Below are 22,363 nucleotides of genomic sequence, written 5' to 3'. Positions count from 1 at the left end.
CATGAAATATACCTTGCCCGTTGTCTGCACATTAGCCATGGGAGCGGCAATGCCCGTCTCTGCCGATATCAGCTTCAGCCAGAAGATCACGGTGAACGGTGCCGGTGGTATGTCCATGTTCAACTCGGAGGGGAATGTGCTCACCCAGTTAGCCAGGGACAAGTCCCGGTCTGAAAGCAGCATGAAGATGCAGTCGAAGTTCGCCAGCATGATAGCCGGCAGTGGTCGCACCACAACGATAACGCGCCTGGACAAGGGGTTAACCTGGCAGCTTGATATGGATAAAGAGCGTTATACGGAGATCACGTTCGCAGAGACCCGCAAGCAGCTGAAGGACGCACAGGAATCACTGAGCAAGGGCGGGGGTGGCCAGCTACCGGTGAGCGATGAGGGCTGCCAGTGGTCCGAAGCGAAAGTTGAAATAGAGCATGCCAAAGGTAGCGAGGATATAGCCGGTATAAAAACCAAAAAGCATACCATTCGCATGCAGCAGAGCTGTACCGATCCGCAATCGGGAAACACCTGCGATATTACCTGGCTCATGGATACGTGGCTGGCAAAGAAAGTGCCGGGCCAGAAGGAAGCGTTGGCGTTCCAGCGTGATTATGCAAAGGCCCTGGGCCTGGACGAGACCCTGAGCCAGTTGGGTAGCCCGGCGCAAGGCCTGCTAGGCATGTATGCAAACAACTGGGACGAAGTACTGGAGGAGTTCCAGAAAATGAAGGGTTACCCGATGAAAATGGCCATGCAGATGGGCATGGGTGGAGAGCAGTGTAAAACACCCTCCGGACAACCGATATCGATGGATGAAACCTGGGCAGATGCCTCCACCGCTATTTATGACAGCGCGCTGAACAGCATGACTGACTCGGTTACCAGCTCGATCGGTAGTACGGTGGCCAGCAGTCTGGGCGGCGGCAAGGCTGGTGCCGCAGCCGGGCGCCTGGTTAAGAGCCTGGGGGGCATGTTCGGCGGCAAGTCAGAGCAACCCGACCCGGAGCCCGCGGCTGAGCCCGAACCTCAGGCCAGCCCCGAGCAGCCCTCTGCGGGCGACCAGCAGGTTACGCTGTTCCGGGTGACCAGTGAGGTCACCAACTGGAGTGAGATCAGCATTCCCGCTGAGCGTTTTGAAATTCCCCCGGGCTGGACGCGTAACTGACAGCGAGGTCGCGTCCTCGCCTGAGAAAGCACCTGTTATGTGAGGTGCCCGGAAGCTCCCGGTGACTAGTGGTCTATGCGCAGATAAAGCGAATCGTCAGATACGCTTCGGGTGCCGTAGACCGTCTTACCGCGGGGCTGTGATTCGGCCGGGCCAAAGAGCTGCACCCACTCGCCGGGCTGAGCCTTCAGAGTGGTGGTGTAGCGCTGTGTCTTGGTACCCTGTTTACGCGCCAGGTCCAGGGAAACGGTCACTGATCCATCCTCCTCCAGCGTCGGCGTAAGGGTTACCGATTCAGCATCAAGGGGCACTTCCTGCACCTGTGTCCAGAGAATGCCCCCCCGGGCCTGTTGCTGGTAGTCGCGACCCGAGGTCCGGGCAAAGGCGACCGCATGGCCGGAAAGTACACGCAGGGCCAAATCTTCCGAGCTGCGTGTGCTCACTACGCCCGGCAGCGGCGGCGTGCTTGCCAGCTTCAGCACCAGCTCGCCGGCAAACCCCGGCATACTGAAAACGAAAAGCAGTAACGATACGAATGTGCGCATGGGACTCCTCCCGGTGTTCGATGCCTGTATCTCTTCATCATGCCACAGTACAGAGTTCGTGCTGGTTAATAATTCCGGGAACACCCGGAAGTACAGGGCAGATAAATCGGCTGTCGGATGATCCAACCTTGGCCTATGCTTAAACCTCAAGCATGCTGCAGGAGATAATAATGAAAGCATCCGATCTGTTTGTTCAATGCCTGGAACAGGAAGGAATAGAGTACATTTTCGGCGTGCCGGGCGAGGAAAACGCTGACTTCATGATGTCCCTTGAAAAATCCAGTTCGATTACATTTGTGCTCACACGGCATGAACAGGGCGCAGCTTTCATGGCTGAAGTGTATGGCAGGCTGACCGGCAACCCGGCGTGTTGCCTGGGAACCCTGGGTCCGGGCGCGACCAACCTGATTACCGGCGTGGCGGATTCGAATATGGACAGGGCACCCATGCTGGTACTGACCGGGCAGGGTGCGACCACCCGGTTGCACAAAGAGTCACACCAGATTATGGATGCAGTGCAGATGTTTCAGCCGGTTACCAAATGGGCCACCAGCATTTTGCATGCCGACACCATCCCTGAAACAATCCGCAAGGCGGTGCGTCTGGCCAGGACTGAAAAACCGGGCGCGGTGCATATTGAGTTGCCCGAGGATGTGGCAAAGATGGAGACCACGGCGAAGCCTCTGGACCCGAAACGTTTTCGCCGCCCGGTGACGGACGACAAGATAGTCAATCGCGCATTTGATTTGATAAAGGCGGCAAAACAGCCAGTGATCATAGCCGGCAACGGATGTATTCGCCGCCGCGCCAGCAAGCAACTTCGCCTGCTTTGCGATCTAACCGGTATCGGCGTTATCAGCACGTTCATGGCAAAAGGTGCGGTGGACAAGGACGCTGACTATTGTCTGTATACGGTGGGTCTGGGCAAGAAAGATCGAGTCAATTGTGCTATCGACGATGCCGACCTGGTGATTACGCTGGGGCTCGATATGGTCGAGTATCATCCAAAGTTGTGGAATCCGGGCGGCGACAAGGCCGTTATTCACGCGGACTTTTTGCCAGCGGAAATCGATGCCCATTACCACCCGGAGGTAGAGCTGGTCGGGGATCTCGCGCACACGCTGTGGATGTTCAATGAAAGGGTGCAGGCGCTGGGGTCGTCAGCACGCTTGAAACTCGATCGTCAGCTGCGGATTCGAGAGGAAATGACCGCCGATCTGGAAGAGTACAAGGATGACGACACCAGTGGCAGCATCAGACCGCAGAAAGCGATCTGGGATGCCAGGGATGTGATGGGCCCTGACGACATTCTGTTGTCCGATGTGGGCGCGCATAAGATGTGGATCGCGCGTCATTACCACTGCCATCAGCCCAATACCTGTTTAATTCCCAATGGTTTCTGCTCAATGGGCTTCGCTTTGCCCGGGGCTATCGCAGCCAGCCTTGTTTATCCCGACAGGAATGTGTTGGCGATCGCCGGTGACGGTGGGTTCCTGATGAATGTGCAGGAGATGGAGACGGCCCGCCGCCTGAACTGCAATATGGTAGTCATGGTGTGGGAGGACTCCGCCTATGGGCTTATTGCCTGGAAACAGGATGATCACTTCAAGCGGCATACCGATCTGTCTTTTGACAATCCCGATTGGATGCAGCTGGCATCAGCCTTCGGCTGGCATGGTCACCACGTTGAGGAAAGCAAGCGTTTGAAGGTGGTGCTTGCAAGCGCGCTTCAGGAGCAGGGTCCAAGCCTGGTCGTGATTCCAATTGATTACCGGGAGAACCCTTTGCTGAGCCAGAAACTGGGGGAACTCACCTGTCCTATATGAGTGTTGGGTTGTCCCTGATCGACCTCATGTAAAGCGGCCTGGCAGGTTCGACTGCCGGGCCACGGCGTGTTGACGCTCATCGATTGTTCCGGTTGACAGGTCATGGCCTGATTTCTTCCTGCTTCAAAGGCTGACATGCCAGTGTCGGAATGTGCCCCATTCCTGCAGGATTACCCACGCAGTGCAGTAATTTGATCCGCGCAGTAGGCGCTTTTTCCTATAATTGATGACTTTGCGCATTCGCCCAGACATGGGCATTGCTCAGTGTAGGTAAAAAGAGAGGGACCATGAATTTCGAATTTTCCGAAGATCAGTTGTTCATCCGTGACCAGGCGCGCAACTTTCTGGGTCAGGAATCTACGGCAGCAGTCGTGCGCAGCATCCTGGATAACCCGGAGCCCTACCACCAGCCACTGTGGCAAAAGATTGTGGATCTGGGCTGGACCGCAATGGCGATTCCCGAGGCCTATGGCGGCCTGGGGCTTGGCTATCTGGAGTTGTGCGTTGTGGCTGAAGAGCTGGGTCGCTCGCTCGCACCCGTGCCATTCTCGTCCAGTGTGTACCTGGCCACCGAGGCGATTAAAGCCTGGGGCAATGAGCAGCAGAAACAGCGCTATCTGCCACGACTGGCAGCGGGAGAGCTGATCGGTACGCTCGCCAGTAGTGAGGGCCAGGGCGCGCTGGAGGTTAACGCGACAGTGGAAGAGGGCGTACTGCAGGGTGTAAAACTGCCCGTACCGGATGGTGATGTCGCTGACTTTGCTGTTGTCATCGCCCGGGACCCCAATGGCGATGCCGGACTTTACCTGGTCAATCTTGAGGGGCCCGGTGTACAGCGCCGCGTACTTGCCAGCATGGATCCAAGCCGCTCCCAGGCGCAGCTGACATTCGCTCAGGCTCCTGTAGAGCGCCTTGGTGAAAGCGAGGATGGATGTCATGCTCTGGCCGAGCTGTTGGATAAGGCAGCTGTGCTGTTTGCCTTCGAGCAAATTGGCGGCAGCCAGGCCGCCATGGATATGGGCATAGCCTATACCAGAGAACGCTACGCGTTTGGTCGTCCCGTTGCTTCGTTTCAGGCGATTAAGCATAAGTTCGCGGATATGTTTGTTGCGCTGGAGTTGGCCCGCGCCAATGCCTATTACGGTGCCTGGGCATTGTCTTGCGATGCGCCGGATCTGCCTTTGGCCGCAGCCACCGCCCGTGTTTCGGCAACCGACGCCTATTATCAGATCACCCGGGAAAATATCCAGGCGCATGGCGGAATGGGCTTTACCTGGGAGTTTGATTGTCACCTGTACTATCGCCGCGCGCAGTTGCTGTCCGTAGCAATCGGCTCGCAACCGCAGTGGAAGGATGCCGTGGCCAGCCGCTTACTGGACGCCGCCTGAGGAGAGACTCGCATGGATTTTGAAGATACCCCGGAACAGGCACAGTTTCGAGCAGACGTTGTCGCCTGGCTTGATGCCAACGCCAGGCGCCGTACCGATAACCTGCTGCGAGGCATGGAGGGTGAGCAAGCCTTCCTGGAGGCCAAAGACTGGTATGCCAGGAAAGCGGCTGCTGGATTTGCCTGCCTGACCTGGCCCAGGGAGTATGGGGGCGCCGGCCTGACGCCACTGCATGATGTTATCTGGGCGCAGGAAGTGGCAAAGTACGAAACGCGAGACGCCCAGTTTGTGATCGGCATCGGCAATTGCGGCCCGGCCATCATGCACTTCGCCGAGGAGGCGGCCAAGCTGGAGTTGCTGCCGCGCATGGCCAGTGCCGAGGATGTATGGTGCCAATTGTTCAGTGAGCCCAGTGCGGGTTCCGATGTCGCCGGCCTGCGCACACGCGCGGAGCGCAAAGGTGACGACTGGATACTCAACGGGCAGAAGATCTGGACGTCTGGTGCACAGCATTCAGATTACGGGGTTGTGCTCACGCGCACCGACCCCACTGTCTCCAAGTACCGCGGCTTAACGATGTTTATGATCGATATGCGCCAGAGCGGGGTGGAAGTGCGGCCGATAAAGCAGATGGATGGCGGGCAGCATTTTAACGAGGTCTTCTTTAACGATGCCGTGGTACCCGATAACTACCGTTTGGGTGAAGTGGGTGGTGGCTGGACCGGTGCCCTGACGGTACTGATGAGTGAGCGCCTGGCTATCAGCGGCGTGCAGCCTACAGGCTTTCCCCAGTTTCTCGATCTGGTCAAATCACTTGAACTCAATGGTGAGCCCATTGCCAACGATCCCATTGTTCGCGAGCGCCTGGCGACCTGGTACAGTCAGTACGCAGGTTTACAGGCAGCCAACAAGCGCATGCTTACCGCCGTGGCAAAAGGCGGTGTTGCCGGTGCAGAAGCCTCTCTGGGTAAGTTGGTCGGTGCGGTGATGAACCAGGAGATCGCAAATTTTGCCTGCCAGTTATTCGGTCAGGCGGGAATCATCCAGGAGGATGAGCTCAGCCCGGAGCAGGCGCACTTTCAAAAAACGGTGTTGTTCTCACCGGGAGTGCGCCTGGCCGGCGGCACCGATGAGGTCATGCGCAATATCCTGGCGGAGCAGGTACTGGGCCTGCCCCAGGAGCCGCGCGCAGACAAGGGTATGGCGTTTCAGGATATTCCGAATGGGAAGGGTTAGCTGCCAGACGGCTTTTGGCGAAGTTCGTCGCTTATGCAGTCAGATAGAGAATAAGCAGCGCGTAGCAGGTAAACACCGACACTAACGGCTTGAACCAGGCGGGTCTTCCGGCAATCAATAACATCAGGGCGGCGCCTGTAAGTGGAATGCCGATAGAAGGTAAAGGCGGGTTGCCAAACAGGCTGATATTCACGTGGGGACCCACCGCGAAGTATCCCAGCATTGATAGCGCAGACCCTCTGCCTAGTGAGCGACTGTGTTCCAGAAAGTCGAGCTCTGAGTGATCCGAAATGTCATAATCTTCTCTTGGCAGGGCTAACTCGGCTGCTCCGTATATGAAAATGGCTCCCAGAACGAGGGCAAAAAAGTCAAGAATCGTCCACTGTGAAAACGAATGGAGTTCCCAGCCCACCCACCACAGCTGCAAGATGAACAGCATCACGCATAGCGCCCACAGGGCGGTCGCCCAGTGAAAGGTCACATTCCTGGATACCCGAATCATGTCCGCTGCGGAACCCAGCAGGCGTGTAATAGCAAAGCCCAATATGATTGAGATCGCGACGAACACGTATTCATGTTGCGTCATGGGTCAGAACCGGCCGTTCTCAGACAGCGCCTTTTCATGGGCGGCCTGAATCGTTTCATCAAGCGATGCGCGCTCGTCAAATGGGTTCGACGAGATCACGGGACTGGACTCAGTCGCGGCAGTAACGCCCGGCAGTGCCCACAGCCGTGCCAGTAACATCGTCACGTTGCAGGCCTTTACTCCAGGATGCGCACACCTGGCTGACGCCAGCAATAGCCGACGGGCCCGCTTTACAGGTTCTGATGTCATAAAGCTCAACGCTCACCTCGCTATTCGCAAGTGCAATGCCCAGGCCGCTGGGTGCAGCGGCCCTGGCTTCTCAAGACTAGTTAGCTTTAATCCTCCTGTAAACACATGCAGTTGACAAAGAGGCGACTGGCAAGGGGACAGGGCCCTGCTACAATTCGTTACCCGGCGAATCCAGAAGGAGGCTAAATCCCGTGCTTAAAGCAATCGCTTTTACTGTGTGTGTGTCAATCATGGCAGGCGTATGCCCTGCATCCGCAATAGCCGGTACCGTTATGACGGTGTTGGTAACGGGTGCCAATCGCGGCATTGGCCTCGAGATGGTCAAGCAATTGCAGTCACGTGGCATGGACGTGATCGGCACTGCGCGCAAGCCCGGTGAGGCAGCTGAGCTCAAGGCCACCGGTGCCCGTGTGGAGCAACTGGACGTGACCGATGCGGATAGCCTTGCGGCCCTTGCACGGCGTCTGGATGGGGTCAAAATCGATATGCTGATAAATAACGCCGGAATCGGCGGCCACACTGCGGCAAGTTTTGCAGAAACCGACTTCACCCAACTCGACAAGACGTTTGCGGTTAACACGCTTGGACCAATGCGCGTGACTCAGGCGCTCTTACCCCACCTGCGGCGCGGAGAGCAGAAGACGGTGATTCAGATTAGCAGCAGGATGGGTAGTATCGAGGGTAACGAAGGCGGCTACTACGGTTACCGGGCCAGTAAAACCGCCCTCAACATGATGAACAGTTCGCTGGCGCTCGAACTGGGTGAGCAGGGTTTCACCTGCGTGGTTGTGCATCCGGGCTGGGTGCAGACCGACATGGGCGGCGCCGGGGCCGACATTACCCCCGAAGTTAGTGTGAAGGGGTTGCTTGACGTGTTTGCGGGTCTTGGGCCAGGGGACAACGGCAAGTTTTATGACTACCAGGGAAAGAAAATTCCCTGGTAGGGCATACTGGCAACCCTCAACGGCCATTACGCCAGCGGCTATCGTTGTAAGAGCGCGACTTTGCCGGCTCAGCTGACCTGCGCCGTACTGCACCGTGACGCCTCCCAGGATACCGGAGCGCTGCTGGTGGTATGAGGCTCCGGCTGTCTGATAATGGAGTTCAGATAATGGTACAGCAGTCTAGCGAATCGCCGGGCCTCAAGCTTGAGGTTGACGGGATGTCATGCGCCTCTTGTGTAAAGCGGGTTGAAGACACCCTGGCCAGTGTTGCTGGCGTGACGGAAGCCTCGGTGAACCTGGCAAGTGAAACCGCATTGGTCAACGGCACGGCGGCGGCGCCTGAACTGGCCGCAGCCCTGCACAGCGCAGGCTATCCGGCACGCACTGTGACCGTTCGCCTGCAAGTGCGGGAAATGACATGCGCCTCGTGCGTGAGCCGTGTGGAAAAAGTACTGGCCCGTGCACCGGGAGTGTTGCAAGCGAGCGTCAACCTGGTCGACGAAACGGCTGACGTCACCTATTTTCGCGGTGCCACCGGGCCAGCGGAACTAGCTGCGATTGCTACCGCTGCGGGTTATGCAGCGCAGGTCACCAGCCATGAGCAATCAGATCGAGACGACAACAAAGCCGCTGAAGCTTCCAGCCTGGCCCGAAGGACGTGGCTGGCGCTGATCCTCACGATGCCGGTTTTCATCCTCGAAATGGGCGCACACCTGATACCGAGTTGGGAGCAGGTGATTGCCAGAAATATCGGTACAACCAATAGTTGGCTGATTCAGTTTGCGCTGACCACATTGGTTATGGTCTGGCCAGGTCAGGTCTTCCTGCGCAAAGGCATTCCCGCACTGTTCAAAGGTATGCCAGACATGAACTCACTGGTGGCCATCGGTACGCTGGCCGCATGGTCGTTCTCATGTGTAGCACTCTTCTGGCCTGACCTGCTGCCGGCTGCAAGCCGCGCCGTTTACTTTGAAGCGGCCGCCGTCATTATCACGCTGATTTTGCTTGGCCGGTATCTCGAGTCACGCGCCAAGGGGCGCACCGGCGAGGCAATCCGCAAACTCATCGGGCTGCAACCGAAAACTGCGCGCATAGAGCGCAACGGTGAAACAACCGATCTGGCGGTCGAGCAAATTGTCATCGGCGATATTGTGCAGGTACGACCCGGCGAGCGGATCGCAGTTGATGGCACGGTAATCGATGGTAGTTCCTACGTCGACGAAAGCATGCTTTCGGGTGAGCCCGCGCCGGCGCAAAAGCAAACCGGCGCCGAACTGACTGGCGGCACTATCAACGGCACCGGCACACTGCGCTTTGAGGCAACCCGGGTGGGCGCGGACACTACGCTCGCGCAAATTGTGCGTATGGTCGAGCAAGCACAAGGGGCGCGGCTGCCAATCCAGGATGTCGTTAATAAGGTTACAGCCTGGTTTGTCCCGGCAGTTCTCGCAATCGCCGCGCTCACGCTTGGGCTATGGCTGTGGCTGGGACCGCAGCCTGTGCTCAGCAACGCGTTAATAGCCTGTGTATCCGTGCTTATCATTGCCTGCCCTTGTGCAATGGGTTTGGCCACGCCAACTTCAATAATGGTGGGCACTGGCAGGGCAGCCGAACTGGGTGTGTTGTTTCGCAAGGGCTCAGCCCTGCAAACTTTGCAGGAGGCCACCCTCGTTGCGGTTGACAAAACGGGCACCCTCACCGCCGGGCAGCCCACCCTTACTGACCTCCATGTCTCCGAGCCCGGCAGCGAAGACGAAGTCCTGCGTCTGGTTGCTGCCGTGGAAGCAAAGTCAGAGCATCCGATTGCCCATGCGCTTGTGCGCGCCGCTGGCGAACGGCGACTGGAACTGCCACCGATAACAGACTTCGAGTCGATCACAGGCTACGGTATCCGCGCTATCGTATCAGGCCAGCAGGTGCTAGTGGGTGCCGACCGGTTTATGACCCGGAATGGCATTGATCTGGACACCCTGCAGGAGCAGGCCGAACAACTAGCCAGCGCTGGGCGAACCCCTTTGTACGCAGCCGTTGGCGGGGACCTTGTTGCGGTGATTGGCGTTGCCGACCCGATAAAGCCCGGCAGTCGCAAAGCCATTTCGGCGCTGCATGAGATGGGCCTGAAAATTACCATGATTACCGGCGACAATAGCGCTACTGCCAATCACATCGCTGCGCAGCTTGGCATCGATCAGGTCGTTGCCGAAGTACTGCCAGAGGGTAAAGTCGACGCTGTAAACGAATTGCGTAGTGGCGGTGAGAAACTGGCGTTTGTCGGCGACGGCATCAACGATGCGCCGGCACTGGCCAGCGCCGACATCGGCATTGCGATTGGTACTGGTACTGATATCGCCATTGAAAGCGCTGACGTGGTTTTGCGTTCCGGTGACTTACGCGGTGTGGCCAACGCCTTTGAGATCAGCCGCAAAACCATGAGAAATATTAGCCAGAATCTTTTCTGGGCCTTTGGCTACAACGCTTTGCTCATACCGGTGGCCGCAGGGGCGCTATACCCGTTTAACGGTACTGTGTTGTCGCCTATGCTGGCCGCCGGCGCGATGGCGCTTTCCAGTGTCTGTGTTGTGTCAAATGCGCTGCGCCTGCGCCGGGTAAAGGCGCATCTTGAGGAGCCGGGGCAATCGTCGACGCAGCCAGGATAGGTGAATGGGGAATGCGTCGGATCAGGCAGGAGCAGTGATTGTTTGGCACTTACTCTTCTTGTATTCTGGCCCCGGTTTCTGAACACCAAAACAGGCCTCAATCTGATAGAGTTGCACCACACCGCAATTCTGGCCAGGTTTCATTCAGGAGTCGTCTAGTGCCCAGGCAAAAGAACCATGCCACTTCCAAACCCAATGCGCTATGCGTATTGAATTGTTTGATCGTTACAGCTCCGCTATCGGCTTGCCTGGGGAGCCCAGGCAGGCTACCACGCCTTTTTTTCCGATACTGCCTGGACCACCTAACGGATGATTATTACGCGATCGAAATCACACCGTAGCGTGCTGCAGTCAGGCACCGCCAGCTAATCCCAGCCATAGCCAACACCAACCCTATCAGGAATACCGATGAGTGCACTATTAGATGAAAAACTGGAACCAATTTTCCGGGATGTTTTACACCGCAATGCTGGCGAAACAGAGTTTCACCAAGCCGTTCATGAGGTGCTGGAAACACTGGGGCCAGTTCTGGTGAAGTACCCGGAATTTGCCGACAAGAAAATTATTCAGCGAATTTGTGAGCCTGAACGACAGATAATATTCAGGGTACCCTGGCAGGACGACAAGGGCGAGATCCATATTAATCGAGCCTTCCGGGTCGAGTTCAACAGCGCGCTTGGGCCGTACAAAGGAGGCATGCGTTTTCACCCCTCGGTGTATCTCGGCATCATCAAGTTTCTGGGCTTTGAGCAGATCTTCAAAAACGCTCTGACAGGGCTGCCGATTGGCGGCGGTAAAGGCGGAAGCGACTTTGACCCCAAGGGTAAATCAGACGATGAAGTGATGCGTTTTTGCCAGAGCCTGATCACAGAGTTGTATCGGCATATAGGCGAGTACACTGATGTGCCCGCAGGTGATATCGGCGTGGGCAGTCGTGAAATCGGCTATATGTTTGGTCAGTACAAGCGCATTACCAATCGCTACGAGTCCGGAGTGTTCACCGGCAAAGGACTTGACTGGGGTGGCAGCCGGGCCAGAACCGAAGCCACGGGCTACGGTACGGTTTATTTCACTCAGGAAATGCTGAAGGCCCAGGGTGACGACATGGAGGGTAAAAGGGTGCTTGTCTCGGGCTCCGGAAATGTTGCGATCTATGCCATTGAGAAGGCCCATGACCTGGGTGCTACCGTGGTTGCCTGCTCAGATTCCAGCGGGTTTGTTCTGGACGAAAAAGGTATCGACCTGGAAACATTGAAGCGAATCAAGGAAGTCGAGCGGCAGCGGATCAGCAACTATCTCGAGTACCACCCTCATGCCAAGTACATCAGCGGCGGCAGCATCTGGAGTGTACCCTGCGACATCGCACTCCCCTGCGCAACTCAAAATGAACTGAATGGTAGTGATGCAAAAATGCTGGTGCAGAATGGTTGTATTGCTGTTGCAGAGGGCGCCAACATGCCAACTACCCCGGAAGGTGTTCAGGTATTTCAAGCGGCCAACCTGCGCTACGGCCCGGGCAAGGCTGCCAATGCCGGTGGGGTGGCCACATCGGCACTGGAAATGCAGCAAAATGCGAGCCGGGATTCCTGGACGTCTGAATACACCCAGAGGCGGCTACGGGAGATCATGGTCGACATTCACACGTCGTGCTATGAAACGGCCAGTGAATTTGGTTGCGAGGGCAATTACGTTATGGGGGCGAACATAACCGGCTTCATCAAGGTCGCCCGCGCGATGACCGCAATGGGCGTGATTTGAGCGTTTGGATAAAACTAACGGGTATTGTGAGCCGCTTGCCTCATGAACGTCATTTGCGAGGCCTGGGAATGCCGCAGAAAAGCTTGTTCTTTGCGGAGAATATCGCTTTCCTGATGGAAAGCGCTATAGAACGGGGGAGTGAAGACCCCCGTTCTACTTGTCATTCTATGCGCTCGTTGATGCGTTAGCGGGCTCACGGGGGTGCCTGCAGCGAGCTCTCTTACTCTCTACCACCTTCCGCACTGTCTTCCGCAGTGCCTTCAGCACTCTCTTCATAACTCTTTTCAAATGCTTTGGCACCCTCTTCAAACTTCTTGAAGAATGCACCGAGCTTCTCGCCGGCTTCTTCGGGCGTCATCTGGTCTATGTTTTCAAGCTCTGCCAGACCCGCCTCGAGGGTTTCACCGACTGTCTCAGGCGACTGCCCGTCATTGTTGCGCGCTGAGTCTCCTGGTATGCCCAGTTTTTCCAGTCGCTCTTCCAACTGTTGAGCCTTAGCGGCTATTTTACGGCTGGCAATCTCCCCGGAAATTTGTGAGAACACCATTAATGCCGCCAATATACCCATGACGATTCTGGCCGTTTCCGCCTTGATTTCATGGACTTTAATACTTGCGGTGTACATCAGGTATACGCCCCACAGCACGCCGATTACCGTGCCCACATAAGGGACAATATTCAGCAGACCCATGATCGGGTAGATGGCGGTTGCGTAGGCTATGCAGCGATAGGCTGTTTCGTAGCTCTGTGACGAACCCATTAGCTTCCAGATTACGAACATCACCAGAGCAGCGATAAAACTGCCGATGACAGCAAAAATCGGCATAATGATTATCGAGGCCACTGAAATTGCCATAGCGCCCAGGTGGCCGGCGCCGAACATGGCGAAAATAGTCATCAGCAAGCCCAGTATGGCTGCCATGACCGCGACAAAAATTGCCGGTTCAGCATAGCCTCCGCTCTTTGCCATGTCGCTGTAGAATCCGCTGGGGTCCGTGCAGACTCGCCTGGCGTCCTCCACTACGGTCCCCAGGCTGAAGCCCTTGGCCGGCGGACTTGCACTGGGGCTGGATGCGACCCCTGGGCCGCTGCTTCCACTGGCGCTGGTGTTATTTTCTTCGCTGTCTGTGTGTTGATGTGTGTCGTCGCCCACTGGAGGTCTCCCGTTGATTCAAAAATCGTACCTGGCGTGTAGAAGTGTAGTCTGAAATCTGCAAATTGAGAACTGATCAAACAGCCTGCTCCGGAGGGTGGAGCCCCTATACGATGCTGCGAGTTTTCTACTTGTTGCGTGACGATTCCCCATTTATTTTAAGAGGTTCGTCATGCCAGGCTAGAACCGGTGGGAATGGTTTATCGAATATCGTTGTCATGTGAGGTTGATGGCGACCGCGTGGCGGCGCACTGTGATAAAAGAGAGGTGGGGCGCACTGAGTGCGCCCCGGAGGGCAGGTTACTTCAGCAGAGACTTACGCTTTTCTCGCTTCTCCTGGCGTTTCTCTTTTAACGTTTTCTGTGCAGTTTTTTTCACTCTTTCCTTACTCATGGTTACATCCTCTATTTGCCGCTGGCAGCGGGACTGTCGCCGTATCCCGTCTTGACCAGGGCGCAGATAAATAGCTGAGTGTGGCGACAAGTAGACTGCTTCATAGTGACAGTACTCCTGTTTCTAGAGTCGAATACTACAAAGGGTAGACGTCCTGAATTTGGAACATCAGGCTGCGCCCGCCCACGTTAATCCTCGACGTATCTCCTTTCTTTAGGCCCAGCAAGTTCGAGCCCAGTGGCGATAGCACGGATATTTTTCTTCGCTCGGGGTCGGCATCGCGGGGCATTACCAGTACGAACCGGCTTTTGCTCTGGTCTTCAAGGTCCAGCAGGTCAACGACAGAGCCGGGGCCAGCCTGTGGCGTCTGTTTTTTCAACACATGCTGTTGTTCAGCCAGGCGCTCCAGCTGGTGTAGGGTACTCGCCAGTAAATGTGGCTGGTTGTATATCTGGGTTCCCGCCAGTAAAGATTTATTCTGCAACTTTGAATGGTAATACATGTTAACTCCCCGTGCAGGCGCACGCAGGCCTGTACGACATCAGAAAAATGGTTGGTAGAGAGAAAACTGGACCAAACGTCCGCAGACGTTTGGCTTAAACGAGAAAGGTGAGAGGTGGCTCGTAGATTCGGTTGTGCGGGGCGTTCATTTAAAAAAACCCTATAAAAGTAGTGATTTTTCAACAAAAATGATTATAGGCCATTCATTTCGTAAAGGCAAACACCGGGCACTGCAACGTGTCAGAAGCGAGCGCGTAAGCGACAAAGGAATGGTCGAACCCGGTTCTTGCTGATGTTGGCCAGGCTACCATTTTCGGGCCCGGATCTGGTCGCCTACAAGGAAGAAGACCGCATTCTCATGAATGACTGCACGGGCGTTGTATACGTCCAGCTGTGGCCAGGAAGTTTCATCCTCCCGCTGTTCGACTAGAAGCGTGTCGCGCAATGATAGTTCGCCCGTAGCAGACGCGATATCAAACAGGTATAGACCGGTGTCGCTCCAGTTGTACCATTGCGCCGAGTTTGGTGGATTCATATCCGGCGTTTTGGTGAAAGCGTGCCGGACAATCGGCAGGGCGATACGGTGCCCATCGTCGGTCGTTTGGACGCTAAGGCTATGGTGGTTGGATAGCGCAGGGCTGTAACTGCCGCGCTTACCAATGACTTCGCTGGCCAACTCCGCGGGCGCTTGTATATTTGCCACATCGAACAGCGCAATTTTGATTCCCTGGACCAGGCCCTCTGCCTCTGGAGGCACATCATGACCAATGCCCAGCAGCAAGTCCTGGCCCAGCGGTTGCAACATGGTAGAGAAACCCGGCAATTCAAGTTCGCCGCTGACACGGGGGTCCTCCGGCGTAGAGAGATCAATAACATAGAGAGGATCGATGATCTCAAAGGTTACAATATAAGCGCGGTCATCAACAAAGCGAGCGGCGTAGACCTGTTCCCCGGGCTTGCCAATCTTTTCGGTGTGCGCAGCATTCGGTATCTGGGCCAGTTGTTCCAATTCTGTTCCGTCGATGTTCTCTTTAAGCACTGTGAGACGATGGGGTCCGTAATCAGCTGAGGTGTCGACTTCTGCCGCATTGTCGGTGAAAGGCTCTGGCCGTTCAGTCCACAAGCTACTGACCACACGCAACTCTTTACCTGACTCAGACATAAGAAATGCGGGGTTTTGGGTGCCTAAATAGCCGGGCACCTGGCCACTGCCGCGATATTCAGGACCGCTTTCTCCGAGGTGGATTTTGTGCACAAGAGTTGCGTTGTCTGCACCGCCCCAACTGACATACAGGCTTTGTGGGGAAACATAGTAACCATCGCTGTCAGTGTTCAGGCACAGGGACTGGGGATTGCCGGCACCGGTGAGGTCGATGGACGTGACCGTGACAATTCCGCCACCGGCAGTCGCGCCCTGCCCACCTTCGTAGTCGGGATTCGGCAAATAGCAGTCCTGCGCCGAAAGTAACTCCGCAGGGGGGCCGTCGTCCAGTCGGTAGTCAGGTAGCAGATCGTGCAGGGGTGCGGAGGAAATCAACTCCTGGTTGGCATCAACTTGCTCCTGGGTCTGGGGATAATCAATCACACCCTCCACTGAGGGCGTGAAACGTGTGACCAGGTAAAGGCGATTGTCGATTCGGCGCGAGGCCAGCAGACGGCCGTCAAGTTCCAGCTTCCAAGCGTTTAGGGGTGTGGCCGGGTCGGTTACATCCCACACTGTCACGGATGTCTGCCCATCCTGCCAGTAGTAGTCCAGCGCTAGAGCCTCTACGGGGGATGCTGAGTGGCTGCCCCCCAGGGCGACCAGGAATTTGCCGTTCGCAGACTCGTGGATATACAGCCCCTCAAACCAATCACTCCCATTGGAAAGGTCGATGCTGGCCAATTGCGTGACGGACGGTGTGTCAACATCGGTGCGTAACAGCTGGATGCGGCTGGACTGCGGCTGTGGGGCGATCAGCGCAGCGTCGGCCGGCTGCTGGTCGAAGGGGAGTGCGTTGTCTTCGCGTTGGATGAAGTACAGGATTTCTCCGTCGTACTTCAGAATGTCTGCCTCTTCTACTCCCGCTTCCTGCAAGTTGGTTGTAGTGAAGTTCCCGTTTGTGGCGAAGAGTCCGGCTGTATCCTCCCCGGTGTCTACCGCCGGCTCTGTTTTGACTTCGTCGTCCAGGAAGCTGGCGGTGGACAGTCCCTGTCGCAGGCTGTCCAGTAGTTCCAGGGTGGATTCAGCTGGCTTGAGGGCGCCGAAAGAGGTTGCTTCCGGCTGAGGTGCCTCCGGTGCAGCGGGGCCGCCGCTGCTACCGCCTCCACCGCAGGCGCATAACAATATGAACGATAACCCAACCCCCAGCCTGAAACAGTGGCCCAAAACCGTCATATCGTCGCCTCACTCCAATACAATACGTTAGTCACCTACACCGCACTATAGTCTCTCAGCGGGAGGAATGCTGTGAAAGTCCTGCCCGGAAATATACCGGAAAACCGCCACTTCCGAGCCTGGGCGTTCAATGCTGCGCAAATTTGAATCAAGTCGGGCCCTTCCGGGGCGGGACAGTGCAGGTACATTTCTTCGCGCGCAGAGCAGCCTTTACTCGCGAATTTTGACATTTACTGATGTGCATTCAGCTTTTTCTTCCTTGCAGAAGATGTTCATCTTGCCTTCTTTCTGTTCACAGCGTTTGTGTACTTTTTGACGTGCTCGCTTCTCCTTTACCGCTACATCCACATAGTTGCGATTGAATGGTCGCAAAGTGCAGGAATACATTGAGTAGACCCTGGCCACTGGTTGCGTACTGCTGGTGGCGCTTGCGCTATTGGGAGAGCAAATCGAGATCGCTGATATGAAAGCAGCAATATATGCTGGGTAGTTCATAGTTTACTGGCTTGGTAATTTAGATGACCCTTGCGAGAATAGCATACTGCGTCTCTCTGTTGTGTGGGCCCACAAGCTGGTGCACGGTCATCACGATCTGCTAGAGTCTGGACTTCAGGCATCACGATCACTCAAAAAGAATACCGAGGGCATCATGAAGGTCGCCTATCTGGTTTTAGCTTTGCCGCTCTTGCTGGCTGCGTGTTCGGGGCAGCACACAGATGTTTCCTCTCAACAGCAAGCGACAGGTGAAATTGCTGCACTGAAGGCAGAACTGGCAGCGAACAAGGCTGAGCTTGAGCTTGCGAGAAAAGAGCTGGAGAAAAACCGGTCGCGCATCGCAGACCTTACACTCCAGCTTGAAGTACTGCGCCGTCAGGGAGACGTTGAGTCTGCCCGCGTCGTTGCGCTGAAAGATCAGCTCGATGTTGCCCGCGCTGCAGAGCGCAGTGCCACGGAAAAGTCACGAGCATTTCTACAAAAAAATCAGCAACTGGAAGCAGACCTCGCCAGGCAGGGTCGAGACTATCAGGAGCTCTTGAATAGCCTGGAGCCTGCAGCAGGATCAAGTGCTCCAAGCGCGCTTGATCCGGCGGTAGTTGCCGATAAAACGCTGGTGGTGGAGACAGGTGTCAGCCCGTCTTTTATCAAGCGCGTGTACTACGCGACCAACAGGAACTCTCTGAATCGTCAGTCCTCGGATTACTGGAAGCCTTTTCTGCTGCCTGTCGTTGCGCTATTACTTGGCGTGATTTTTCTGTTTCTTATCCGTCGCTATATCAAGGAGCGCTACCAGCGGCGATTTCGATTAACTGTCGCCATTGGTGCTGGACTGCTTGTGCTATTGACGTCGGGGCGAGGGTTGCAGGAAGCCCTGCAGATGTTGCAACGTGATCGGGGCCTGAGCATTCAATACGGCAATGAAATTCGTAGCGCTGGAAAGGGGGCGATACCCTACCAACGCGGCTACGTGGACGTATCTATCCCGAATAAACGGGAGGTAGGCGAGGTTCCGCGCCCCCAACTCTTCCGCTTTGAATTGGTGGTTGATTCCACGAAGCACTTTCAGCTGGATTCTATACAGCCCGGTAGCAGTGAAGATTTCTATGCCGGGTTGAATAAGATAATCGAGAGTGACACGAGAAAATCCGCTTTTGTATTCGTCCACGGCTTTCACAATACGTTTGAAGATGCTGCATTTCGAACTGCGCAAATTGCGCATGACATGAAATTTGCCGGTGCTTCCATTTTCTTCAGTTGGCCGTCTCAGGGAGCGGTTATGGACTATCTGACTGACGCCAAAAACGTGGAGACGACGGTGGTTCACCTGCGGGCGTTTCTGGAGGAACTGCATCGGGAATCCGGGGCCACGCGAATTCACTTGATAGCCCACAGTATGGGAAGTCGAGCCCTGGTGCAGGCCGTCGAAGATATGAATGGCCGTCTTCCCGAAAGTAACCGCTTCGGCCAGCTCGTCTTTGCGGCACCCGATATCGCAAGGGATCTCCTGGAGCAAAAAATCGCAATCCTCGCACAGGTAATGAAAGGGGTGACTCTATACGCATCAGCACACGACTCCGCATTACGCCTTTCCCGAGCGCTGCAGGGCGAAAGTGAGCAAAACTATCAACGTGCGGGCGAAACCTACCCGGCACCTATGGTCGCGCCGCCCATGCAGACAGTGGACGTGAGTGAAGCATCAACAGGACACTCATATATTTCAGATAGCCCGCTTATGCTCAAGGATCTCGCCGGGTTGCTGGGAGGGTCGCGGGTGCTGAATCAGCAATCGCAAAACTACGTTCCTGCAGGCTACTGGATGCTGCGGGCTCAAGCGAGTGAGCAGGAGGGCACCGTCTGGCCGGGCACACAAAATTGACCGAACCCGCTGGTGAATTCCGCCCGGCGTCGTCGATTCTGCGCCATGATGACAGCTCGTTAACTCATGGCGGGTAAGTTATGGAGCGTTGACAGTTCCGGCGATATTGGCGCTACGCACCTCATTCCTGTCTTCGTAGGCGTTGCTGTAGCGAAGAATAAGTTGGTTGCTTAGCTTGTCTCCATTGGCAAATTGGTCACCGCGGATGACAACCTCGATCATTGCCTGACCGATTTGTTCTGCCTTGACAGCGGCGCCGACGGGTGCAAAGAACCAGTAAACTAATGCCTGCCCAATGTGCGCTTCTTCGTCAGTCGGACCAATATAATCAGGTCGGTATGCAATAACGCGTAAACTATTGTCTTTCGCCAGGTCGGACAGTGTGTTTTCAGCCTCAATTTTTACTCGCGCCCACATGGCAGTTGAGTCTGCGGAGATATCGCTGGAGCTAATGAAGTGAAAAGACGCCGAGGGTTTGGTGCCAACATTGATCCATTCTTTTAGAAACTGTTGGGGGAAATCAATATGGATCCTGCGGTAAGTTTCTTCATCGGCGCCTATCGAGCTGATGCCGATCGCCCAGAAAACAGCATCAACCTCAGCTAACTGTTCGACAATATCAGAATAGTCCAGGTAGTCCCTGTGTGCCGTCATCAGGACTTTACCTGAGGCGATACCCGCGTCGATTCGCGCCGTGGATCGTCGCGTAATCACATGTATCTTGCTGATCTCGGGGTTCGCCATCGCCGCTTCGAGAATGCCGTCACCGGCCGTTCCGCTGGCGCCAAATATGGCGACCATTTTCAGGTTGGCGGGTGCAGTCACCATTGCAGCTACACTATTGTCGTGGGTTGCAACACGGATAGCCAATGCAACGTAAGCGACGGTGAGCAGGATGACGGGTGTAAGCAGGATAGTTCTTGGTCTGGGTAACTTCATAGTGGCCAATATTAGCAGCCTGGTTGTGTACGGGTATTGCGATATTGCCAGATAAAGCCGTTGCGCCTAAGCGAAGCGATTGGTTGAAAAATACAAGCGTCGCCCATTCCCACCGGTTACCAACTGACCTGGAGAAGTTGCTTTTTCGATGTCCTCACCCTGGTGGTAAAGTGGGGTGGTTGTGAGGCGAAATCGCATCGAGACAGTGCTTGCGGCTATACTGCGGATCTTTCCAGGCCGTGCTTCCCACCCTCTTCGTTATGGCATTGCGCCTGGGATGGGGCATTCCAGCTGGCAAACTGCGGGGACCTTATATTGAAGACGATTGCAATCCAACTGGAGCGGGGAGTAGTAGAGGGCAGGGTGGCAACAGGCTTTGAGCCAGTGGCCCTAGCATTTGCCGACAATTTTACCAATCACCAGGAAGTCGGCGCAGCTTGTGCCCTCTACTACCGTGGGCACCCCGTGGTGGATATCTGGGGCGGCCTGGCGGATGTGGGCAGCGGAAGTGCCTGGCAGGAAGACACTATTTGCCTGGTGTTTTCTGCGGCCAAGGGACCTACAGCGACCTGTATCCACCAGTTGGCAGAGGCGGGTCGACTGGATATCGATTTACCCATCGCACATTATTGGCCTGAGTTTGGCTGCAATGGTAAGGAGAGCATTACTACCCGGTTGGTGCTGACACACAGCGCAGGCCTGGCAGCAGTGGACGGAGACCTCACCCTTGAGCAGGTGCTGGCCTGGGAACCGGTAGTCGCCGCGATTGCCGCGCAGGCCCCCAACTGGGAGCCGGGCACACAGCACGGCTACCATGCCCGCTCTTTCGGGTGGATTCTTGGTGAGCTGATCCGCAGGATTACCGGGGAATCTCCTGGGGCTTACCTGGCCAGGCATATCGCGGCGCCACTGGGCCTGCGTTACTGGGTGGGGCTACCGGAATCTGAGCTTGCCTGTTGCGCCACGCTGGTGCAACCGGAGGGGGGCAGTGACGCCGTTGCAGAGCTGCTGGGTGCTGACAGCCTTACAGCGCGTGTTATGAGTGGCCCCAGTGGCCTGTTTGGCTATAACGCAATGTGGAACAGGCCCGATGTCCTGGCTGCTGAGATGCCCTCATCCAACGGCGTGGGCGATGCTCGCTCCCTGGCGAGGCTTTATTCCGGACTGATTGCTGAAGTGGATGGTGTGCGCCTGCTTGGACAAGAGCAACTGGCGAAGGCGTGTGAGCAGCAGGTGAGAGGGGCTGATGCGGTTATCTTTCACGAAACCTGCTTCGGCCTGGGCTATGGCCTGCAGCCGACCCTGGCGCCGGGTGCCGGCCCCAACAGTTTTGGACACCCGGGAGCCGGTGGCGCGCTCGCATTCGCCGATCCCGACGCACAGTTGGGGTTTGCCTACGTGATGAACGCCATGCATTTCAATGCGGAGGGTGACCCCCGAACCATAGGGCTGGTCAGGGCCGCCTACGAGTGCTTGGAGGCGATCTGACATACGGGATTCACAGCCTGACTCTGAGGCCCCTATCTAGACGGAACCGATTGCATTTTGTGTTATCGTGCTTCGCCTTAATCGACAGGCTGCGGCAGTAAAAGATGAACAAATGGTCTCTTCTTGGCTCGGCTACGATACCCAATGATGGTGGCGAACTGAAGCTGTCGCAGCGAGGCGATGAGTTCTCTATCAGGCTCTCCGGAATACGCGGTGAGCTCATGAACAGCAGGGTGCACGGCTCGGAAGAAGCATTGGCGACTATTGGTTGCTCTCGCCTTAAATCAGTAGGCTCAGCGCAGGTTCTGGTTGGGGGGATGGGGATGGGCTTTACGCTCGCCGCTGCTTTACAATCCGTCTCTGCGACAGCCCGGGTGACGGTGGCCGAGCTAATCCCCGAGGTCATCGAATGGAATCATGGGCCACTCGGTGATTGCGCAGACAGGCCATTGGATGACGCCAGAAGCCGGGTTTTTGTCGGTGATGTTGCCGAATTACTGGAGAAGAGTGAATCTGAGTACGATGCCATACTCCTGGACGTCGACAATGGCCCTGAGGGACTCACTCAAACTGAAAACCAATGGCTATATTCCGAGGCTGGGCTCAAGGCCATATTTCGGGCGTTGCGCCCACGAGGTTCACTCGCCGTGTGGTCGGCAGGGCCGGATCGGCTTTTTTTGAACCGCTTGAAGAAAGCGCGGTTCAATGCATCGGTCCGATCAGTGAGAGCTCGACCGGGCAAGGGGAGCCACCACACTATATTTCTGGGGCACAAAGCGTAAGACCAGTT

General features: G+C 56.0%; 17 protein-coding genes. 10 read left to right on the top strand and 7 right to left on the bottom strand.

Translation table 11 applies throughout. The annotated features are described in order from the left end of the window. Position 1: 1 nt before the first annotated feature. Positions 2-1,159 (top strand): hypothetical protein, encoded by a 1,158-nt coding sequence (locus C0039_RS00170; protein ID WP_101516906.1) that lies wholly within the window; start codon positions 2-4, stop codon positions 1,157-1,159. 65 nt (positions 1,160-1,224) lie between these two features. On the opposite strand, the gene C0039_RS00165 is transcribed toward C0039_RS00170, so the two are convergent. Beyond that, positions 1,225-1,704 (bottom strand): hypothetical protein, encoded by a 480-nt coding sequence (locus C0039_RS00165; RefSeq protein WP_101516905.1) that lies wholly within the window; start codon positions 1,702-1,704, stop codon positions 1,225-1,227. Positions 1,705-1,874: 170 nt separating this feature from the next. Between C0039_RS00165 and C0039_RS00160 the strand changes: the two genes are divergently transcribed. The 3 genes from C0039_RS00160 to C0039_RS00150 all read left to right on the top strand — a co-directional run bounded on the left by C0039_RS00160 (position 1,875) and on the right by C0039_RS00150 (position 6,154). Then, complete coding sequence (locus tag C0039_RS00160) at positions 1,875-3,530, top strand: acetolactate synthase large subunit (protein ID WP_207796338.1); 1,656 nt, start codon at positions 1,875-1,877, stop codon at positions 3,528-3,530. A gap of 287 nt (positions 3,531-3,817) precedes the next feature. Further along, positions 3,818-4,918: an acyl-CoA dehydrogenase family protein gene (locus C0039_RS00155; RefSeq protein WP_101516904.1), complete on the top strand. Its 1,101-nt coding sequence runs from the start codon at positions 3,818-3,820 to the stop codon at positions 4,916-4,918. Positions 4,919-4,930: 12 nt separating this feature from the next. Continuing rightward, the gene (locus C0039_RS00150) at positions 4,931-6,154 is read left to right on the top strand and encodes an acyl-CoA dehydrogenase family protein (protein ID WP_075999449.1); all 1,224 of its coding nucleotides are present in this window, start codon (positions 4,931-4,933) and stop codon (positions 6,152-6,154) included. Positions 6,155-6,185: 31 nt separating this feature from the next. On the opposite strand, the gene C0039_RS00145 is transcribed toward C0039_RS00150, so the two are convergent. Further along, on the bottom strand, positions 6,186-6,740 hold the full coding sequence (locus C0039_RS00145) for a hypothetical protein (protein ID WP_101516903.1): 555 nt from the start codon (positions 6,738-6,740) through the stop codon (positions 6,186-6,188). 3 nt (positions 6,741-6,743) lie between these two features. Beyond that, positions 6,744-6,989, bottom strand: a complete 246-nt coding sequence (locus tag C0039_RS20880) for a hypothetical protein (protein ID WP_133125906.1) — start codon at positions 6,987-6,989, stop codon at positions 6,744-6,746. 191 nt (positions 6,990-7,180) lie between these two features. Here C0039_RS20880 and C0039_RS00140 point away from each other — a divergent pair, with 191 nt between their 5' ends. The 3 genes from C0039_RS00140 to gdhA all read left to right on the top strand — a co-directional run bounded on the left by C0039_RS00140 (position 7,181) and on the right by gdhA (position 12,348). Next, the gene (locus C0039_RS00140; RefSeq protein WP_207796337.1) at positions 7,181-7,933 is read left to right on the top strand and encodes an SDR family oxidoreductase; all 753 of its coding nucleotides are present in this window, start codon (positions 7,181-7,183) and stop codon (positions 7,931-7,933) included. Between the two features lie 167 nt (positions 7,934-8,100). Continuing rightward, a complete protein-coding gene (locus C0039_RS00135) occupies positions 8,101-10,590 on the top strand; it encodes a heavy metal translocating P-type ATPase (protein WP_101516901.1) in 2,490 nt (829 codons plus the stop codon). Between the two features lie 408 nt (positions 10,591-10,998). Next, complete coding sequence (gene gdhA / locus C0039_RS00130; RefSeq protein WP_075999446.1) at positions 10,999-12,348, top strand: NADP-specific glutamate dehydrogenase; 1,350 nt, start codon at positions 10,999-11,001, stop codon at positions 12,346-12,348. Positions 12,349-12,568: 220 nt separating this feature from the next. Here gdhA and C0039_RS00125 read toward each other — a convergent pair whose 3' ends face one another. The 3 genes from C0039_RS00125 to C0039_RS00115 form a co-directional block, all read right to left on the bottom strand. Continuing rightward, positions 12,569-13,501: a YIP1 family protein gene (locus C0039_RS00125; protein ID WP_075999445.1), complete on the bottom strand. Its 933-nt coding sequence runs from the start codon at positions 13,499-13,501 to the stop codon at positions 12,569-12,571. Between the two features lie 529 nt (positions 13,502-14,030). Continuing rightward, a complete protein-coding gene (locus C0039_RS00120) occupies positions 14,031-14,396 on the bottom strand; it encodes a GreA/GreB family elongation factor (protein ID WP_101516900.1) in 366 nt (121 codons plus the stop codon). 303 nt (positions 14,397-14,699) lie between these two features. Beyond that, the gene (locus tag C0039_RS00115) at positions 14,700-16,772 is read right to left on the bottom strand and encodes a beta-propeller domain-containing protein (protein WP_101516899.1); all 2,073 of its coding nucleotides are present in this window, start codon (positions 16,770-16,772) and stop codon (positions 14,700-14,702) included. Positions 16,773-17,421: 649 nt separating this feature from the next. On the opposite strand from C0039_RS00115, the gene C0039_RS00110 reads away from it, so the two are divergent. Then, entirely contained in the window at positions 17,422-19,146 is a 1,725-nt protein-coding gene (locus C0039_RS00110) for an alpha/beta fold hydrolase (protein ID WP_101516898.1), read from the top strand. Positions 19,147-19,224: 78 nt separating this feature from the next. On the opposite strand, the gene C0039_RS00105 is transcribed toward C0039_RS00110, so the two are convergent. Then, positions 19,225-20,085: a Rossmann-fold NAD(P)-binding domain-containing protein gene (locus C0039_RS00105; protein WP_207796336.1), complete on the bottom strand. Its 861-nt coding sequence runs from the start codon at positions 20,083-20,085 to the stop codon at positions 19,225-19,227. A gap of 315 nt (positions 20,086-20,400) precedes the next feature. Between C0039_RS00105 and C0039_RS00100 the strand changes: the two genes are divergently transcribed. Next, entirely contained in the window at positions 20,401-21,573 is a 1,173-nt protein-coding gene (locus tag C0039_RS00100) for a serine hydrolase domain-containing protein (RefSeq protein WP_165786990.1), read from the top strand. 104 nt (positions 21,574-21,677) lie between these two features. After that, the gene (locus C0039_RS00095; RefSeq protein ID WP_101516895.1) at positions 21,678-22,355 is read left to right on the top strand and encodes a spermidine synthase; all 678 of its coding nucleotides are present in this window, start codon (positions 21,678-21,680) and stop codon (positions 22,353-22,355) included. Positions 22,356-22,363: the final 8 nt, after the last annotated feature.

It is taken from the genome of Pseudohalioglobus lutimaris (assembly GCF_002866825.1).
Classification (GTDB): Bacteria; Pseudomonadota; Gammaproteobacteria; order Pseudomonadales; family Halieaceae; genus Halioglobus; species Halioglobus lutimaris.
Note: the sequence above shows the minus strand (reverse complement) of the source record. Positions and strands in the feature narration are given on the sequence as shown.

What these genes read in the sequence shown, in the direction of transcription:
- C0039_RS00135 (WP_101516901.1), top strand. Translation starts at nt 8,101, where the DNA reads ATGGTACAGCAGTCTAGCGAATCGCCGGGCCTCAAGCTTGAGGTTGAC.
- C0039_RS00105 (WP_207796336.1), bottom strand. Translation starts at nt 20,085, where the DNA reads ATGAAGTTACCCAGACCAAGAACTATCCTGCTTACACCCGTCATCCTG.
- C0039_RS00150 (WP_075999449.1), top strand. Translation starts at nt 4,931, where the DNA reads ATGGATTTTGAAGATACCCCGGAACAGGCACAGTTTCGAGCAGACGTT.
- C0039_RS00155 (WP_101516904.1), top strand. Translation starts at nt 3,818, where the DNA reads ATGAATTTCGAATTTTCCGAAGATCAGTTGTTCATCCGTGACCAGGCG.
- C0039_RS00095 (WP_101516895.1), top strand. Translation starts at nt 21,678, where the DNA reads ATGAACAAATGGTCTCTTCTTGGCTCGGCTACGATACCCAATGATGGT.
- C0039_RS00165 (WP_101516905.1), bottom strand. Translation starts at nt 1,704, where the DNA reads ATGCGCACATTCGTATCGTTACTGCTTTTCGTTTTCAGTATGCCGGGG.
- C0039_RS00110 (WP_101516898.1), top strand. Translation starts at nt 17,422, where the DNA reads ATGAAGGTCGCCTATCTGGTTTTAGCTTTGCCGCTCTTGCTGGCTGCG.
- C0039_RS00120 (WP_101516900.1), bottom strand. Translation starts at nt 14,396, where the DNA reads ATGTATTACCATTCAAAGTTGCAGAATAAATCTTTACTGGCGGGAACC.
- C0039_RS00145 (WP_101516903.1), bottom strand. Translation starts at nt 6,740, where the DNA reads ATGACGCAACATGAATACGTGTTCGTCGCGATCTCAATCATATTGGGC.
- C0039_RS20880 (WP_133125906.1), bottom strand. Translation starts at nt 6,989, where the DNA reads ATGACATCAGAACCTGTAAAGCGGGCCCGTCGGCTATTGCTGGCGTCA.
- C0039_RS00170 (WP_101516906.1), top strand. Translation starts at nt 2, where the DNA reads ATGAAATATACCTTGCCCGTTGTCTGCACATTAGCCATGGGAGCGGCA.
- C0039_RS00115 (WP_101516899.1), bottom strand. Translation starts at nt 16,772, where the DNA reads ATGACGGTTTTGGGCCACTGTTTCAGGCTGGGGGTTGGGTTATCGTTC.
- gdhA (WP_075999446.1), top strand. Translation starts at nt 10,999, where the DNA reads ATGAGTGCACTATTAGATGAAAAACTGGAACCAATTTTCCGGGATGTT.
- C0039_RS00160 (WP_207796338.1), top strand. Translation starts at nt 1,875, where the DNA reads ATGAAAGCATCCGATCTGTTTGTTCAATGCCTGGAACAGGAAGGAATA.